18 protein-coding genes, 1 pseudogene and 1 other annotated feature are annotated in these 15,964 nt (G+C 39.6%); of the genes and pseudogenes, 4 read left to right on the top strand and 15 right to left on the bottom strand.

Annotated features, from left to right (window positions below):
* Nucleotides 1–96 precede the first annotated feature (96 nt).
* Nucleotides 97–1,011: a LysR substrate-binding domain-containing protein gene (locus ACNAN0_RS04845; RefSeq protein ID WP_416354024.1), complete on the top strand. Its 915-nt coding sequence runs from the start codon at nt 97–99 to the stop codon at nt 1,009–1,011.
* Between the two features lie 51 nt (nt 1,012–1,062).
* Here the strand turns inward: ACNAN0_RS04845 and ACNAN0_RS04840 are convergent, their stop codons facing one another.
* Nucleotides 1,063–1,629: a sugar O-acetyltransferase gene (locus ACNAN0_RS04840; protein ID WP_416354173.1), complete on the bottom strand. Its 567-nt coding sequence runs from the start codon at nt 1,627–1,629 to the stop codon at nt 1,063–1,065.
* Nucleotides 1,630–1,771: 142 nt separating this feature from the next.
* A complete protein-coding gene (locus ACNAN0_RS04835; RefSeq protein ID WP_416354023.1) occupies nt 1,772–2,701 on the bottom strand; it encodes an L-lactate dehydrogenase in 930 nt (309 codons plus the stop codon).
* A gap of 223 nt (nt 2,702–2,924) precedes the next feature.
* Between ACNAN0_RS04835 and ACNAN0_RS04830 the strand changes: the two genes are divergently transcribed.
* Nucleotides 2,925–3,173 carry a hypothetical protein gene (locus tag ACNAN0_RS04830; protein ID WP_416354022.1) on the top strand — a complete coding sequence of 83 codons (249 nt, stop codon included), beginning with the start codon at nt 2,925–2,927 and terminating at the stop codon, nt 3,171–3,173.
* Between the two features lie 20 nt (nt 3,174–3,193).
* On the opposite strand, the gene ACNAN0_RS04825 is transcribed toward ACNAN0_RS04830, so the two are convergent.
* The 8 genes and pseudogenes from ACNAN0_RS04825 to ACNAN0_RS04790 form a co-directional block, all read right to left on the bottom strand.
* Nucleotides 3,194–3,994, bottom strand: coding sequence for a 2-keto-4-pentenoate hydratase (locus ACNAN0_RS04825; RefSeq protein ID WP_230914129.1), 801 nt, complete (start codon nt 3,992–3,994; stop codon nt 3,194–3,196).
* 211 nt (nt 3,995–4,205) lie between these two features.
* Nucleotides 4,206–4,444: a binding site (T-box leader), on the bottom strand.
* A 72-nt stretch (nt 4,445–4,516) separates the two neighbouring features.
* The gene (locus ACNAN0_RS04820; RefSeq protein ID WP_230914128.1) at nt 4,517–4,834 is read right to left on the bottom strand and encodes a hypothetical protein; all 318 of its coding nucleotides are present in this window, start codon (nt 4,832–4,834) and stop codon (nt 4,517–4,519) included.
* 197 nt (nt 4,835–5,031) lie between these two features.
* A complete protein-coding gene (locus tag ACNAN0_RS04815) occupies nt 5,032–6,336 on the bottom strand; it encodes a Y-family DNA polymerase (RefSeq protein WP_416354021.1) in 1,305 nt (434 codons plus the stop codon).
* Nucleotides 6,287–6,667 carry a hypothetical protein gene (locus ACNAN0_RS04810; protein ID WP_416354020.1) on the bottom strand — a complete coding sequence of 127 codons (381 nt, stop codon included), beginning with the start codon at nt 6,665–6,667 and terminating at the stop codon, nt 6,287–6,289. Before ACNAN0_RS04810 ends, ACNAN0_RS04815 begins: the two co-directional genes overlap by 50 nt.
* A gap of 169 nt (nt 6,668–6,836) precedes the next feature.
* On the bottom strand, nt 6,837–7,004 hold the full coding sequence (locus ACNAN0_RS04805) for a hypothetical protein (RefSeq protein ID WP_416354019.1): 168 nt from the start codon (nt 7,002–7,004) through the stop codon (nt 6,837–6,839).
* A 137-nt stretch (nt 7,005–7,141) separates the two neighbouring features.
* Nucleotides 7,142–7,602: pseudogene (gene tnpA / locus ACNAN0_RS04800) on the bottom strand (IS200/IS605 family transposase).
* Nucleotides 7,603–7,884: 282 nt separating this feature from the next.
* Entirely contained in the window at nt 7,885–9,030 is a 1,146-nt protein-coding gene (locus ACNAN0_RS04795; RefSeq protein ID WP_416354018.1) for an ArgE/DapE family deacylase, read from the bottom strand.
* Nucleotides 9,031–9,103: 73 nt separating this feature from the next.
* Entirely contained in the window at nt 9,104–9,661 is a 558-nt protein-coding gene (locus tag ACNAN0_RS04790; protein WP_416354017.1) for a sugar O-acetyltransferase, read from the bottom strand.
* A 385-nt stretch (nt 9,662–10,046) separates the two neighbouring features.
* Between ACNAN0_RS04790 and ACNAN0_RS04785 the strand changes: the two genes are divergently transcribed.
* Nucleotides 10,047–10,247 carry a hypothetical protein gene (locus ACNAN0_RS04785; protein WP_416354016.1) on the top strand — a complete coding sequence of 67 codons (201 nt, stop codon included), beginning with the start codon at nt 10,047–10,049 and terminating at the stop codon, nt 10,245–10,247.
* Here ACNAN0_RS04785 and ACNAN0_RS04780 read toward each other — a convergent pair.
* Nucleotides 10,244–10,504, bottom strand: a complete 261-nt coding sequence (locus ACNAN0_RS04780; RefSeq protein WP_230914109.1) for a hypothetical protein — start codon at nt 10,502–10,504, stop codon at nt 10,244–10,246. The two genes, ACNAN0_RS04785 and ACNAN0_RS04780, sit on opposite strands and share 4 nt — an antisense overlap.
* 109 nt (nt 10,505–10,613) lie before the next feature.
* Here ACNAN0_RS04780 and ACNAN0_RS04775 point away from each other — a divergent pair, with 109 nt between their 5' ends.
* Nucleotides 10,614–10,892, top strand: coding sequence for an uberolysin/carnocyclin family circular bacteriocin (locus ACNAN0_RS04775; RefSeq protein WP_230914108.1), 279 nt, complete (start codon nt 10,614–10,616; stop codon nt 10,890–10,892).
* A 551-nt stretch (nt 10,893–11,443) separates the two neighbouring features.
* On the opposite strand, the gene ACNAN0_RS04770 is transcribed toward ACNAN0_RS04775, so the two are convergent.
* From ACNAN0_RS04770 to ACNAN0_RS04755, 4 genes are all read right to left on the bottom strand, one after another.
* On the bottom strand, nt 11,444–11,854 hold the full coding sequence (locus ACNAN0_RS04770) for a transposase (RefSeq protein WP_416354172.1): 411 nt from the start codon (nt 11,852–11,854) through the stop codon (nt 11,444–11,446).
* Nucleotides 11,855–12,051: 197 nt separating this feature from the next.
* Complete coding sequence (locus tag ACNAN0_RS04765; protein ID WP_416354015.1) at nt 12,052–12,630, bottom strand: transposase; 579 nt, start codon at nt 12,628–12,630, stop codon at nt 12,052–12,054.
* Entirely contained in the window at nt 12,596–13,192 is a 597-nt protein-coding gene (locus ACNAN0_RS04760) for a transposase (protein WP_416354014.1), read from the bottom strand. The genes ACNAN0_RS04765 and ACNAN0_RS04760 overlap by 35 nt, the downstream gene beginning before the upstream one ends.
* Before the next feature lie 362 nt (nt 13,193–13,554).
* Nucleotides 13,555–15,879 (bottom strand): ATP-binding cassette domain-containing protein, encoded by a 2,325-nt coding sequence (locus ACNAN0_RS04755; protein WP_416354013.1) that lies wholly within the window; start codon nt 15,877–15,879, stop codon nt 13,555–13,557.
* Nucleotides 15,880–15,964 lie beyond the last annotated feature (85 nt).

Below are 15,964 nucleotides of genomic sequence, written 5' to 3'. Positions count from 1 at the left end.
TTATGGGATAATATAATAGATTTGTTATAGGTAGATTCCCTATAATTCAAATGATTCATAAATATAAACTTTAATGGAATAAGTGAAATTACTATCATGTCTAGAAATATTAAACGCTTTCTTGAAGCTATTCATCAGTATCAATCCATCTCCAAAGCAGCTACTGCCTTATATGTAACCCAACCCTATATCAGTCAAATAATTCATAAATATGAAAAGCAATATGGTGTGCCCTTATTAAATCGCGGCAAAAATAAAACCGACCTCACAGGGGCCGGTTTAAAATTATTACACTATTTACAAAGCTGCGCGCAGCGTGAACAGCAATTTGCCCAAGAGATGGCGAGTATTGCCCACTACCACACTGGAACCATCAAATTTGGCACCAATCAACCTTTGGGACGCTATCTCCTACCTGACATATTTCCAGACTTTCATAAAGCATACCCTAATATAGCCGTTCAACTGCTTGAGTTACCTACACAGCGTGCTGCTTACCTATTAAATAGCAACGAACTGGATATTTTTTACGGAATGCAAACAAATCTGAACGAAATTCAGTTTTTACCCTTAAAAAGTAACCATTATTATTGGATTATTGCCAAAGAATCTGACCAACATACACGCTATAAAACGGAAGCTATAAAGTCACTGACTAACTTTGAGTTGCTTAATAACACCCCACTCATTAACGTCACCACTCATTCAAAATTCCAGCAAAACATTGATCAGTTTTTATTAATGAACGGCTTACATTCCAAGGTCGTCGCTACTGTACCGGACATTGACATTGCAACGAACATGGTCGGTCACCATATTGCTTCAACATTCACGACTTATCAAGCCATCCAGCAAAACCATCTGCTGCTAGATCCGGCAGTAACTATTTACCAGCTGCCAAAAACACAACTCACACTTCAAGCAGGTATTTCAACACGAATAAAACCCACGCCGCCAATACAAAAACTAATTGCCTTGATTACACAAGCAATTGAGTCAAAGAACGACTAAAAATAGCATGCCAATTTTCACCCAGCTGGTAGCTACTAGCTGAGTACTGGATTACTTTTTAGGTGGGTTCTCCCGAATCACACGTGCTGGGGCGCCTGCAATCACGACGTTATCGCCAAAAGACTTGGTCACTGTTGAATTGGCGCCAACAATCACATTGTTGCCTAATGTAACGCCTGGTACAACTACTGATCCCCCGCCGATCCAAACATCATTGCCAATGGTCACTGGTTTACCTAAACCAATCCATTTTCGCCGTTCAGCTGGATCATCCGGATGATAAGCCGCATAAATTTGTACATGAGGCGCTAACATGACGTTGTCGCCAATGGTTACGGGTGCAATATCCAAAATCACATTATCATAATTACATAGAAAATTATCCCCTACATGTATGTTGTAACCGAAATCACACCGAAAGCTAGGTTGAATATACGGTCGTTTTCCCACCGAACCAAATAGTTTACGAATGATCTCATCTTTCTCAGCAACAGCTTGATCATCTAATTCATTAAGTTGCTTGCACAAACGCCGTGCTCGGGTTTCATCAGCAGCTAACTCTGGATCCAGAATATTATAAGGTTCACCAGCTAAAAATTTTTCTTTTTCAGTTTTCATTAATTGACCCTTTCTTTTATAGTGCTTCAATTAAATTATTGCTAATAAAAGCGCTTTTATTTGTCCGTATAAATTATTATAGCAAAAAAATAGTGTCAGCGGCAAACTGGCACTATCATACAGGAGGTTACTATAAGCAAACTTACTTGTTTGCTAAACTCTCAGCATATTTTGTTTTGATAAAATCAGCTGAAATTTGTAACTTTTTTAATTCTTCGTCAGTCAAATCCAATTGTAGTTGTTCTTGAATGCCATCTCGACCGACAATAGCCGGATAGGATAGGTAAGAATCATACTCTTCTCGGAAATTAGAAACCGGTAATTCTGTCTTAGCATCTGTCAGAATGACATTGGCTAAATAACAAGCGGCCGTTGCCACACCATAGTTTGTATATTTTTTACCATGGAAAACGGTATGTCCACCCACCTTGGATTCTTTGTCTAGGGCTGCTAAGTCTAAGCCATCTTTTTCAGCAATTTCAGTAATGGGCTTCCCTAAAACACGTACCGTGGACCAAGCTGTGAATTGAGAATTCCCATGTTCACCTAAGTTGTACCCATCGACAGAACGTGGATCAATCTCAAGACGTTTTGCAACCGCACGTTTCATACGCGCCGAATCTAATAACGTTCCAGTTCCGATAACATGTGCTTTAGGTAAGCCAGTGACTTCTTGATAAATAGATGTGATCACATCCACTGGATTTGTGATCACCACCATTTTACCGTGAAATCCTGAAGCTTTTATTTTTTGAGCAACCTCACGCACGGCCGTCCTTGTAAAAGGCAACTCTGCAAACCGATCGTCATTGGGATTATCTTGGAGTTTGATATTTCCCAATGCAGAAACAATGATATCGGCATCCTTCAAGGCACTGTAGTCGTTTACATAAATATCCGTATGATTTGGTAAATTAGCCATTGCATCTTCAAAATCCAGGGCATCTGCTTGGACCTTTGCCTCATTCGTATCAATGAGCACCAAATCATCTGCCATCCCGGTAACAATAATATGGTGTGCAACGGTTTGCCCAACATGACCCATTCCGATGACCGCTAACTTTCTTGACATAGCTCCATCTCCAATTTAAAATTTTAATTATATTTTTCATTAGGAAACTTATTATTTTCTAATAATTCTAATATAGTCATAAATTGTAGACCTGTCAATGGCTTTATCCGAGATAGCCAAAATTGATTTCGTTAAAAATCCGTCTCCAGGTCAATATACTTACAGCATTAATATCGTATACTAATTATAAAATTCGTAACATCATGAAGAGGTGCGTTAAACGATGTTCACATTGATGGCTGCAACGGCTGTGTCCAATGGTCATTCTCTATCCGGTGGCTTATTGATTGGTTTTATTGTGGCTTTATTTCTGATCATTCTTCTAATTGGTAAATTATTCAAATTGATTTTCCATCATCCATTTATTAGTCTGATATTATTTTTGATTGGTGGCTTTGCTATTTTCAAGTTTGCCATTTATGGCAGGATTCTTGAACACTTAGTTGCGATGCCTTTTGGTTTATTTTTTTAAATTTGTGACCTATCACCGATTTATTTGTCTAAAGTAACTGAAACTGTTCCTAAATCATGGCTGAAGTTTGCTTGCCAATGCCCTAATGTTAAGTCTACCGGTAATAAGAAAGTCCCCGTGGAAACACGTTGCCCGGCCGTAAGTTGTTTACCCTGACTAGCTAATTTATCTACGAGCCATTTCAAAGAATTCAAAGGATTTCCCAGGACTTCGCTTGCTTGTCCATCTTTAAGTTTATGATCATCATGAAATAACTCGCAAGTTACTTCAGCTAATTCAGCAACAGTAAAATGATCTGCGTTGACTTCATTACCATAGACCACATAGCCGCCAACAGCCGCATCAGCCATAACTAAATGCTTAGGTAAATCAGGAAACCAATTTTTAAACCGAGCATCTGGTACTTCCACGCCTGGAGCTACGGTTGTTTTATGCAACAAATCTTCAAGTGAATCCGACTTATCTAAATCAGACATGGCTTTGAAAACTAACTCGACTTCAACTAATGGTGCCATGACATCTTTCATTGCTAAATGTGCTGGCGATTTCAAAAAATGATCTTGTACCTGTGCTCCGTATAGCGGTTCATCAGCCGCAAACATTTTTTGAGTCTCGCCACTCGTTAAGCTAACTTTATAACCACCAACTGCCTGTTGCTTCAAAGCCGTTAATTTTGCTTGAACCCGGTAAGCAGCAGCATCGTCTTTTAACACATCAGCATAATCTGCCATATTTAAAGGCTTATGCGTTTGGTAAGCTTCAAATAGAGCTTGAGCCACTTTTTCTTCAGTTTCATTCATTACTGCAACATTTTCAGTCATAATAACCGCTCCTTTTAGTTATCTGACTGAATACACCCTCATAAGTGGTTCAGCCAGATAGTGCCATATTTTTGATATTCGTTGATTTCTAATCTGAATCGCACTGTCATCATCGTTTGATCTAATATTAACTTCCATCTGGAACCACCTCACTTTAATTTAAATCTGGAAACAAAAACGACCTTAAAAAACTAGAACAACTTTCTAGAATTTTGAGGACGTTAGATGAAACGTGTTACCACCTTAATTTATCAAAGATTCACATCTTTGACCTCTGACACACAGCAATTGCAATGTGCGAACATGATAACGGACGTTGCCGATGTAGCCTACTTGATTCGGTACATAACTTAGAGAAGGATTACCTTGCTGCATCAGTCTTCGTTACACCAACCCGAAGCTCGCTTTACTGACAAATCAGCTTAGTTTTTTTCTCATAATAGTCTATATTTGTTAATCCAAATTTAATTTATATTTCATATAATAACACGCATTTTTAGAATTACAAGTCTTTTTTATTTTTTAATGATGCCCATGATGGGGGTCAAATTTAATTGGCGCCACTTGATCGACCATTGTTCGCGTGTCGCGGTAGTCAATGTGTAACTGCGAGACACGTTTTAATTCTGTCATTGCTCGAGTATATAGGTTTTTACGAAATGGCAACATTAATAATTCATTAGAGTATAGCAATCGTCCTTGTAACCGTCGATGATACAAGAAAAAATTATCCGTTTGATCAAACGTATCGTGAACGACTAAGAGCCAATAAAGGGTGTTCCGTTCACGTTTAAAATAGCGCCAGTAGCGCTCTAATAATTGCTGAATCTCACTAGGCATTTGCATCGCTTCCTGTGATATGAGCGTAAGGCAAAAGATGTTCAATGACCGAGTACTAACAAGAATCACGATAAATGGCGATTTTCCATTTGAGTGATTCGTAATTAAGTGCGGGCACTGTTTTTTGAACCACGTTTAAGCCAAAACATTCATAATCAACCTGTACCTAAAATTTTATGCCAGTCACACGGCGTTGTTCAAGCTTGATGACCACCCACTAAATTTGTGCGTTCCAATGCAGTCCCGCCCTTAGTCAAACTATTAGCCCGCATTAAAGCCTTGTACCCAAAACGTAATTGAATCTTATCGATGATCTGGTCTAGAACGGCTTGTTGCACTAAGCGCTGCTGATCTTTAAAAAGCCCTAGTTGAAGGCCCAATTGCTTAGAAATACGACTACAGCGTACGCCAGCGTTACGAATTGGCGCCCCATTCCATTTCTTCTTGAATAAATAAGCCACTGCTTCCTGTAACTCTTCAGTCAAATTTGTAGGGGTAATTTTCATTTGCGTGGAAAAATGACCGCCTGCCGCATAACCGATGCTGATACCCACCACACTTGCCTGGACATGATGGCGCCGCAATCTTGTAGCTACTTGGGCTGCGATCTCTTTTAGGACCGTAACACAATCTGATAAGGTCAGATAGTCACGCATCAAAACCTGACTATTACCATAACCTTTGCTATCTAGACGCGGTAAATAGCGCCGTTCTAAATTAGAATAATCGATACCCCAAGCATGATAATAAAGTTGTGCGCCCATCACACCAAACTTTCTTTTTAAGAAAGCCACATCGGCATGGGCCAAATCATAAACAGAATAAATACCCAACTGGTGCAAACGCTTAGCATAATGATGGCCAATACCCCACATATCTTGTAAATCACTAATCTGCCAAAGTTTCGTAGGCACGTCTTTATAATCCCAATAAGCTTGCCATGGTGCACCTTTTTTGGCCTCATTATCTAGCGCTAATTTAGCTAATAATAAATTTGGTCCCATACCAACCGTTGTGACTATCCCGGTTTGAGCTAAAACTTTCTTTTGGATCGCGGCAGCAATCTGATTATTTTCTCCAAAAAGGCGATGCGAACCGGTGACATCTAAAAAAGATTCATCGATCGAGTAAGGGTACCAATGCTGCTTATCGGTAAACTGACGGTAAATATGATTGATTTCTAAATTTTTATGAATGTAGTCAGCCATGTGTGGCTCTACCATTTCTAAATTCATATCCGGTTGCACTTCATATTTACGTGTGCCTAACTTGACACCATATGTATCTTTGGCATAAGGTGACGCTGCTAAAATCAAACCACCTTGAGACTCTTCTCGAGATAAAACCGCAATTTTAGAGGCTAAGGGATTGATGCCTCTTTTAATAGCTTCAGTACTGGCATAAAAAGATTTACAATCAATACATAAAATATCTCTTTGTGGTAATGAGCGGTCATTTGCTAACGGATTGGTCTGATTGAATCCCATAGTCATCGATTCCATTACGGTACCACTTCTCTTGGTCAACCAACATGATGTTGCGAATATCAGCAACACGAATCAGCTGCTGACGATTAGTTTCCGTGGCAAGAACCACGTGATTACTTTCGTCATAGCCGCGGACATAGCCTTTAATATCTGGTAACAAGCGATCTTGCTCTAAAATATTTAATTGAATTGTCACCGCCAAGCCCTCACTCAAAGCTATCTCTAAAATCGTCCCTACCTCGGTTTCAGATTGCTCCGGTCTCACCAATAACCCTTCAGCTTGCAGAGCGTCTGCTTCCAATGCTGCTGAGTGGTCACTTAAAAACCAGCCTTGCCATTTCTTCATACCGCGATCGTCATATAGCCAGAGTTCTCTCGGTGGATCATAGGGTTTCCTCATCATGCACACCTCTATCAAGAATTGGATTTATTACTATAATACAAACATATGTTCGCAAATGTCAATAAAAAAATGGCTGCATACAATTTTTGTACCAGTCATTTTTATTTTTAGTTTAATTTAATAGATAAATCACTGCACCGTAAGCCCCTAACGCAATTTGCTGTTGTTCAATTTGCTTAGGGCTTGTTTCATTACTCAGAAGCTGTTTACTGTCTTTAAATGAAAGCTTTGCTGGAATTTGATAGGTTTGTGGCTGTGCACTAAAGTTTGCGACTACCAATCAAAACCACCCGTCAAACGGGTGGTTTGCTCTGAGGCTATAAGCCTCTACTACCGACCAGCGCCTAAAGACGCTGGCTTTTTAGTTCAAGCCAATTTGTCCTTGCCACTTTTGCTCACCCCTTAAGGGTGCTTGTACTACTTACTACCCTTAAAAGGGTCTTCATATTCCCGAACACTTAATTTATCAACGGCAATATCATGTTTTTCCTGTTCTCTGATATATTTCCTAATTGTTGCTTCATTGATGCCCACCGTTGTCACATAATAGCCTTCTGACCAAAAATGACGGTTTCCAAATTTATATTTCAGATTTGCATGTTTATCAAACATCATCAAGGCACTTTTACCTTTTAAGTAACCCATAAAACTTGAGACACTTATTTGGGTGGGATACTAAGTAATAGGTGCACATGATCTGGCATCATATGTCCCTCAATAATTCTTACACCTTTATAAGAGCACAAAAGCCTGATAATATCTTGAAGGTCCCGTCGATATTGATTGTAAATCACTTTTCTTCTATACTTTGGTGTAAACACGATATGGTATTTACACAACCATTTGGTATGTGCCAAACTGTTGTATTGATTCGCCATTTGTTTTTTCCCTCTTTCAAATAGATTGATTGGCCTGAACATCCAATATTCTATCTGAAAAGAGGGCTTTTTTGCATAGCAATTGAACACCCACCCGCATAGCGGGTGGTTTACTGTTTCGTACCTTATGGTACTCAACTAGGTCTAAAGACACTAAAAAAATGGCTGAAGAACAAAACTAACGTTTTGCTTTCAGCCACCTTTTGTTTTGCGAACAAATTAAATTTTAAACGTGTGCCAAAGTCACTGAATCATTTAAATGCTTTTATTGTAACGCAACTATTACTCAAAATAAGCCTTAAACAAGTCAACATACAGCGCACTAAAGTCTAAATACATCTGTTTGTCTACATATTCATCGACTTGGTGGGCTGAATTATTACCCGGTCCAAAAACGATCATCGGAAAATCAGCAGCTTTATCTTTTAACAAGTTAGAAGCATCAGTAACCGCCGGAATCACACCTGCCGGAACTGATTCACCCGCATATTTTGCCCCAATTTGGCTAGCTAACTGAACTAGTTTTGAATCTCCAGGTGCTTGTACGGACGATTGCGACATATAAATATCCAAATCAATTTTCGCACCGGCATCGTTTTGTGTTTGCACTAATTGTTTCATGATCTTCTCAACTTCATCATTATCAAATTCAGGAATCGTCCGAACATTAATCTCAGCAACAGCTTGTTCAGGAATAGAATTGACTTGATTGCCGCCTTGGAAGATAGTCGTATTAAAACTTAACTTCCCTAATGCTGAATTCTCCCGCGTATCTTCACGGAAAATACCATTGGCTTCATGCAGTAAATTCAACAAAGGATCGATTGCGTTATAGCCCATGGATGGCATGGAACTATGTGCTGCCTTACCATAAGAAGTTAACCGAATATCTACTGAGCCCTTGTGTGCATAAACAATATTATAACCAGAGGGTTCACCAATGATCAATGCTGCTACATCTTGCATATAGCCTTTTTCATAGAAGACTTGGGAACCTTGTTCACCGACCTCTTCACCCGCAGTAGCCATCAATCGAATGGTCCCATTTTTAGGTAGACCTTGTGCCTTCAACTCGATCAAAGCCATCACCATTGCTGCAAGTCCGGATTTCATATCGTCAGCACCACGACCCACCAAACGGCCATCAGTTTCCGTCAACTTGAAAGGATCACTGGCCCACTTGGCTTGATCACCAGGCGCCACAACATCCATATGCCCGGAAATACCAAGCACCGGCTGACCGGAACCAATTTCGGCAACTAAGTCTGCCCGTGTGGCCGTGATTGGAATTAATTTTGCCGTAATATCATATTTAGCCAACAAATCCTTTAAATATTCAGCAACTTTTTGTTCATAATCATTAACTGATGGAATCGCTACCAAATCAGCCAATAACTTTACCTCATCTGTTTCAGAAAACACACCCATTAAATATAACCCCCTAAATTTATGATTACCTCTATTATAGTGTAAGTTGCCAAAAGGTGAGTTAATTTTGCTTTTAAATCGCCTTAAGCACCCGAGCTGGATTGCCGCCGATGACCACATTGTTGCCAAAAGACTTAGTCACTACTGCGCCAGCAGCCACAGTCACATTATCGCCCAGCGTGACGCCCGGTACAATGACAGCTGAACCGCCGATCCAGACATTATTACCGATCGTCACTGGTTTAGGAAACTCATAGTTGGCATTACGTAATTCTGGATTCAGCGGGTGATTGACCGAATAGATATGAACGCCAGGCCCAAACAGACAGTTATCGCCGATCGTTATTTTACCAACATCGATCAAAACACAATTATAGTTGGCAAAAAAGTTTTCCCCAATTTCGACAGTATAGCCATAATCACAATGAAAATCCGGCTGAATATCAATTTTAGCGCCTGTTTTAGCGAATAATTGCTTTAAAATTTTTTGTCCAGCGGCAGCATCCGTCTTAACCACTTGATTAAACTCATTAATTAATAAACGCGTATGTCGTCGATCCAAAGCTATTTCTGAATCTGTATTTAAATACTGTTCATTAGCCAACATCTTAGCCTTTTCTGATTTTGCCATGGATAGGTCTCCTTATGCATCGATTTATTTAAGTTACTTTAGCATCTAAATCATTTTATCATATTTATCCGTATAAATTTTAGCTAAAATAAAGTAGCTGGAACAAAAGTATTTTTATACTCAAACAAAAAAATGTGTCTGGGACATAAGCCACTTTCCAGGTCTAACTGTTAAAAAAAACTATGGAAAAGGCCATGACCGTCCTGTTGTTGGCTATACTTTTACCTGGAAAAAGGAAGTCGAGGATAAAAACGATTTCTCTCAAGGTGAATGGGAGAAGTTAGAGAATACCAAGCATAACGACGAGTTAAGCCTAGGAGAAAAGCGTGCGGCCACGCAACATGTCATCAGTCGGGACAAGAAGATTGCGGATCTGCCAAGTTACTTGAACCCGCTCAACTTAAACAAAAACGAGCTGGCTAAACAACAAAAGAAATACCGTCAAGAACGTTTGACCGTTGCGATTGAATTAGCCCAACTACGGAACAAAGCACAATCTAGCCAATTCACGCAACGTGAAGAAGCCCGTTTAACAAAACTTACCAAACGCTATGAACAAATTGCAGGAATTCACAAAGCCGGTTAAATAAGTTTAGAAGGAACTTTACCATGGACGGAGAAATCACGATCGACCAACTCATCAAACGCCAACAGGAAATCAAAGCCAAACACGACAGCGATACCTTTGTTGGCATTGTCTTGCCCTTGTTCATAAATCCCCCATCTTTTCAGATTAAGCCTTTGGTATTTATATACCTTTAATGGATAAGTATATGATGACCAGTTGCGTTCACATATCCCGTTTAAACAAGTCAAGATTCTTGACAACTTTATAATAGCCATGTTAATTTGTAAGCGCTTATTGGAGTTGTCAAAAATTTTCACCGATCATCATAATTCGGGAGAAGCACCATCCTCGAAGGAAGAAAAAAGGTATGACTTTCACTAAAAAATGGATACCCGTTTCTTTGTTGTTCTGACTGCTATTTTAGGTTTTATTTTTGCTCTGACACTCTTACTCAGTTATGGCCCTGCTGTTGCAACAACACTTGGAATCTCTACTGAAACAGCTACAAGAGTTGTTAACATTATTCAGGCATACCAAACTGCCGTTGCTGTTGTTTCAATTGTGGCAGCTTTAACTGGAGTTGGAGCCATTTCTTCAGGAATCGTTTCCGTAGTTCCGTATATGCTAAAGAAAAAGGCAAAAGGCCAAGTCGCTCTTTGGTGATTGGATTCTCCTTCATCTTCACTTTTCTGGGCGTATTGTTGCAGTACGTGATCGGTAAGTTTCTTTTGATTATCTTCAACTATCGTTTTAAAGTGCCACTATTCACGGCTATGTTACCAAAGGCTTTAGTGTTGCTCATCAGCGTCGTTTTGTTCTCGCTATTTCATAACAGCTGGACTATTGTTTCTATTTTAATTTCCTTCGGAGGATCGCTTCTCATCCTTGCGATCCTTCAAGCCATCACTAAAAACATAGTGGCGTCTTTTATCTTTACGCTTCCCTTTTTTACAGATATTCTTTTGTCAGCATTTAGCATTTGACCTTTAGTGCTTCCTTATGTGGTTGCCATAAAATAAGCGACTCGCAGAAACAATTTAGAGGTTCTATATGAAAAAAAATACATTTATGATTCTGGCTTTTTTTTGCCTGATATTAGTAACTATATTGTCCAGTCTTAAGAAAAATCATATCATCGTTCTTAGTGATAGTAGCAGTCTTTTTATATTCGGCGCTCTGTTCCTTTTCACCTTGCTTTTTTCTGGCTTATCTATCTACTTTAAACTGAAGGAATGATAGTAAGATTCATCAAGCTTGTTTGTTGGTGCATTCTTACTGTCAAAAGTGGCTGGGACATAAGCCACGCAAAATAAAATAATCGTAGTTTTCAGACTGATATTGAATCTGAAAACTACGATTATTTTTTTAACGATTGATTTTCTAAAAATAACATTGACCTTGAGGGTCAATTTCAACAGATTAGCTGCCATAATTGCAATTCCTGCTTCAGTAGTAACCTTTTCAATCCCACGAACCGAGGTTCGTAGGTACTTCAAATTAGCCTTCAGATTTCCGAAGAATGGTTCATCTTCGATTTTTCTCAAGGCATAAATTGCTTTTGTTTCATCATTATCTTTTAGTCTTTCACGCATTTGTTGTTTATGGTGTTCCCAATTGGGATTGATGTTGATCTGACGCAGGTTACCTCCAGGTGTATGAGCATAGAAATAACCCTCCGGGTCGTCATAATCTAGAGCACGATAGGTTCAAAGGTTTCGCACGAAACCACTCTTGTCTTTGCGATGACCTTCTCTAATAAAATAGAATTTGATGCCATGCTCGTCAGTATAGTAATCTTTGATCGGATCGTAGTCCCAGTTCATTATTTTGCTTGCATCACGTCGATAGGATCGAGTCTGCTCTTTTCGAACATCCCGTAAGGGATCAGAGCTTGTGCAGTCAGTTTGTTTTCAATGTAGTTATAATTCTGTTCACTACCGTAGCCCGCATCTGCCACAATATATTTTATTGGTGTTGTTTGGAAATCCATAGATTGTAAAAATGGGATCAGCGTTCTTTGATCAGCTGGTCGTTGGTTGATATCGTAGTATAGTGCAAACTGATTTTGAGTCGCGATCTGAAGATTATAACCTGGCTTCAACTGACCATTTTGCATTGCATCTTCTTTCATGCGCATAAAAGTTGCATCCGGATCAGTCTTAGAAAAACTATTTCGATCACCAAAAATTGCATTGTTAGACTCATATTTACGTTTTCTAGGTAGGTAGTCACTGTCGATTAAATGACGGTCATGTTTGAACTTTCGCCGTAGGCGTTTGTTAGGTGAACCGCCGGGAATAATCGGCTCTGTCGCAATCACTTGATCTAACCGTTCGATTTCGTTAGTCAACTGCTCGGACGTTTTTTCAAGTGTTTTTCGAGTCTGTCTTTGGCGCTTCATCCGACATTGCCAGATCAACTTTATTTTGAACGAGTTCCTGATAAAGGCCAGCAATTTTTTTATCTAGTTGTCCTTCAAACCTTTCGGAGGCCTTGCGCCAGACGAAGGTATACTTGTTGGCATCAGCAAGTAGTTTCGTACCATCGATGAATAATGCACTATCATCGATCAAGCCTTGGGCTTTTAATAATTGCCGAAAGCTCAAGAACATTGCCTCTACCAACCGCTTCATCTGGTCGGAAGAACGAAATCTATTGATGGTACGGTAACTAGGAACGGTATCTGGATCACCGATCAACCATTTAGTCGGAATATTCTCTTGAGCCATAGCCTCTATCTTACGGCCAGAAAAGGTTTGTCTGGTATAGGCAAATAAGATGACTTTTAAAAGCATTGCTGGATTATAAGCCGGGCGGCCAGAGGTCATGGCCTTTTCGTAAATTAATTTATCGGGGATCGAATCGACAAAATGACTAATGGCAACGGCAACGTGGTTTGATGGGATATTGATCTCCAAAGGGATTGATAAACGCAACTGATTATTGTTATAATTTTGATACACGACAGTGTCCTCCTTTTCTTTCTAGAGTTTTGTCGCTTATAGAATAACATTGGAAGGCACTTCGTGCCTACATAAAAGCAAAAAATTCCTTGAGATCAGATCTCAAGGAATTTTTTACTTTAGGCTGTATAAAAAGACTTATGTCCCAGCCTCTTTTGTTTTTATGTAGTGGCTAGGATCATAAGTCACCACTATTTATTTACGAACAGTTTTATTTTAAACGTGTTCCAAAAGGCAACACCCTCACCTAACCACGAATGGCTCAAATGGTAAGCCCCCCATTTTTCGCAATTCTTGTTAGTGCTCAGGTGCTGAGCGCCTTTTGTCCCACTCTTCACTATTTATTTGCGAACAATTAAATTCTATTCTGAACGTAACGCAATGGCAGCGTCTTTTCTGGCAGCCATGCGTGCGGGAATGTGTCCGCCAAGTACGGTAAGAATCGTACTAATAATGATCAAAATAACCCCATGTAACGGATTCAAATGGGCCACACCAGCTAAACCGGTGATGTTTTCCAAAATAATATTCGCTGGGAAAGTTAATAACCAAGCAATTAAAACACCTAAGACTCCAGAACCAAAACCAAGGATCGTCGTTTCAGCATCAAATACTCGGGTAATATCACGCTTCCGGGCACCCAGTGCTTTTAAGACGCCAATTTCTTTGGTACGTTCCAACACAGAAGTGTAGGTAATGATCGCGATCATGATCATACTAGTGACTAACGAAATCCCCGCAAAAGCAATCAAAACATAGGTAATGGCATCCATCAACCCCCCAGTCAGATTAGAAACGTTGCCAGCTAGATCAGTATAGATTACTTTATCTGCTTTTGATTTTCCCTTATTGTAGCGATCCAGATATTTCAAAATATTGTCTTTATCTTTAAAGCTGGTTGGGTAAATTTGGATACTTGTTGGAATCGCACTGCCGCCGATAGCTGCCATCATCTGTGTCCGTGCTTCCGGCTGTAGATCTTGGTTGGTCATCACATTTTTATCACTGCGTTCTTGAGCCTGAACGATCGCTGAATTCTTGTTTTCAGTCATAATTTCTTTAGTCAAACGATCACTGTAAGCCAATCCACTAGCCAACAAGCCATCACTATTTTTTGATTTGACTCGTAAGATACCAACGACTTTTAAGGTTTTAGTCTTGTCAGCTTTAGCCATTTGCTGGTAATCATTACCTGGCAAAAAGTTACCTGTTGGTAGTTGCTGATAGTAGTCGTCATTTGCAACGAGTTTGATAGTTGTACCCAGCAATTGGTCAAAGTTAAACCGCCCATTTTCCTTAACTTTAAAGCCAATATTTTTCAGCGCGTTAATGTTGATGGAATTGTCACGATTAACGATCATAACTACATCCGTTGTTTCAGTGGGATAATTACCAGCAATCACTTTATAGTTACTCTTCAAAAAACTCTGCCCGCCAGTTCGATCGATGGGATAAACGGAACCACCGACACCGGTAGCTTGAGCCATCATTGCTGAGGCATCAGTACCACCGGTTTCTTTAGCATTAGAGAATTTTACCGGCTTATACTTTCCATCTACTTCCCGGACCAAATTTAAACCAGTAGCATAAGTTTTACTGATGTTATTAGTCAATTTATGACTGATACCATCTACGTAATTTAAATATTTTTGGGTCAGTTTATTATCATGCTGCGCTTTTTCAGCAGCACTGGTCTTGGCCGTTACATTTTGACGCTTTGAGAATTTAGTATCTGTATTTTGATTCTGAGTACTGGTATCCTGTCCGACTTGGGTAATGGTAATTGGAAATTGAGACAGTGTCTCACGCTGAGTTTTATCGATTTGTTTTTGAAAACCATTGGATAAGGCCAGTACGATCGCGATCCCGATGATGCCGATACTAGACGCAAACATTGTCAAAAAGGTACGTCCTTTTTTTGTGCGAATATTGTTGAAAGACAACTTCAAGGCAGTCCAAAAACTCATCTTAGTTCGTTTAAGCTTGAATTCATCTGCTTTGGGATGTTCCTCATGGGGCCGAGAATCATGTTGGATTTGTCCATCAGCAAACTCGATAATGCGATCAGCATATTCGTGTGCTAAGTCTGGATTATGGGTTACCATGATAACCAGCCGTTCTTTGGATAACTCTTGGATCAACTGCATAATCTCATTACTGGTTTCGGTATCCAATGCGCCAGTTGGTTCATCAGCCAACAGGATTTCAGGATCGTTGGCAATTGCTCGGGCAATAGCTACCCGCTGCATCTGGCCGCCAGATAATTGGTTGATTTTTTTATTCATGTGGGGACCCAAGCCCACTCTAACTAAAGCATCCTTAGCTTTCTGCTTTTTCTCGGCGGCAGGCACCCCACTTAGGGTCATCCCCATCTCCACGTTATCAAGCAAGCTTAAGTGATTGATCAAATTATAACTTTGAAAAATAAAGCCAATAGAATTATTGCGGTAAGCATCCCAATCAGAATCCTTAAAAGATTTGGTAGATTTACCATCAATAATCAAATCTCCAGAATCATACTGGTCTAAACCACCAATCACATTTAACATCGTTGTTTTCCCAGAACCACTGGGTCCTAAAATTGCAACGAATTCTTGCCGACGAAAAGCAACCGAAACATTATCTAGTGCTTTGGTGATACTGTCGCCGACATGATAATACTTCTTAATATTTTTTAGTTGTAGCAAAGCGTCACGTCCCCAAATTTTATTTGTTAATGCTATTGTAACTGAACGCTAATTAAAAACGGCAATGATACGGTTTCCGAACACA

The sequence above is a fragment of the Agrilactobacillus fermenti genome, assembly GCF_047943045.1.
In the GTDB taxonomy this organism is placed as follows: domain Bacteria; phylum Bacillota; class Bacilli; order Lactobacillales; family Lactobacillaceae; genus Agrilactobacillus; species Agrilactobacillus fermenti.
The sequence above is the reverse complement of the archived record's forward strand: the minus strand, read 5'-3'. Positions and strand labels throughout refer to the sequence as shown.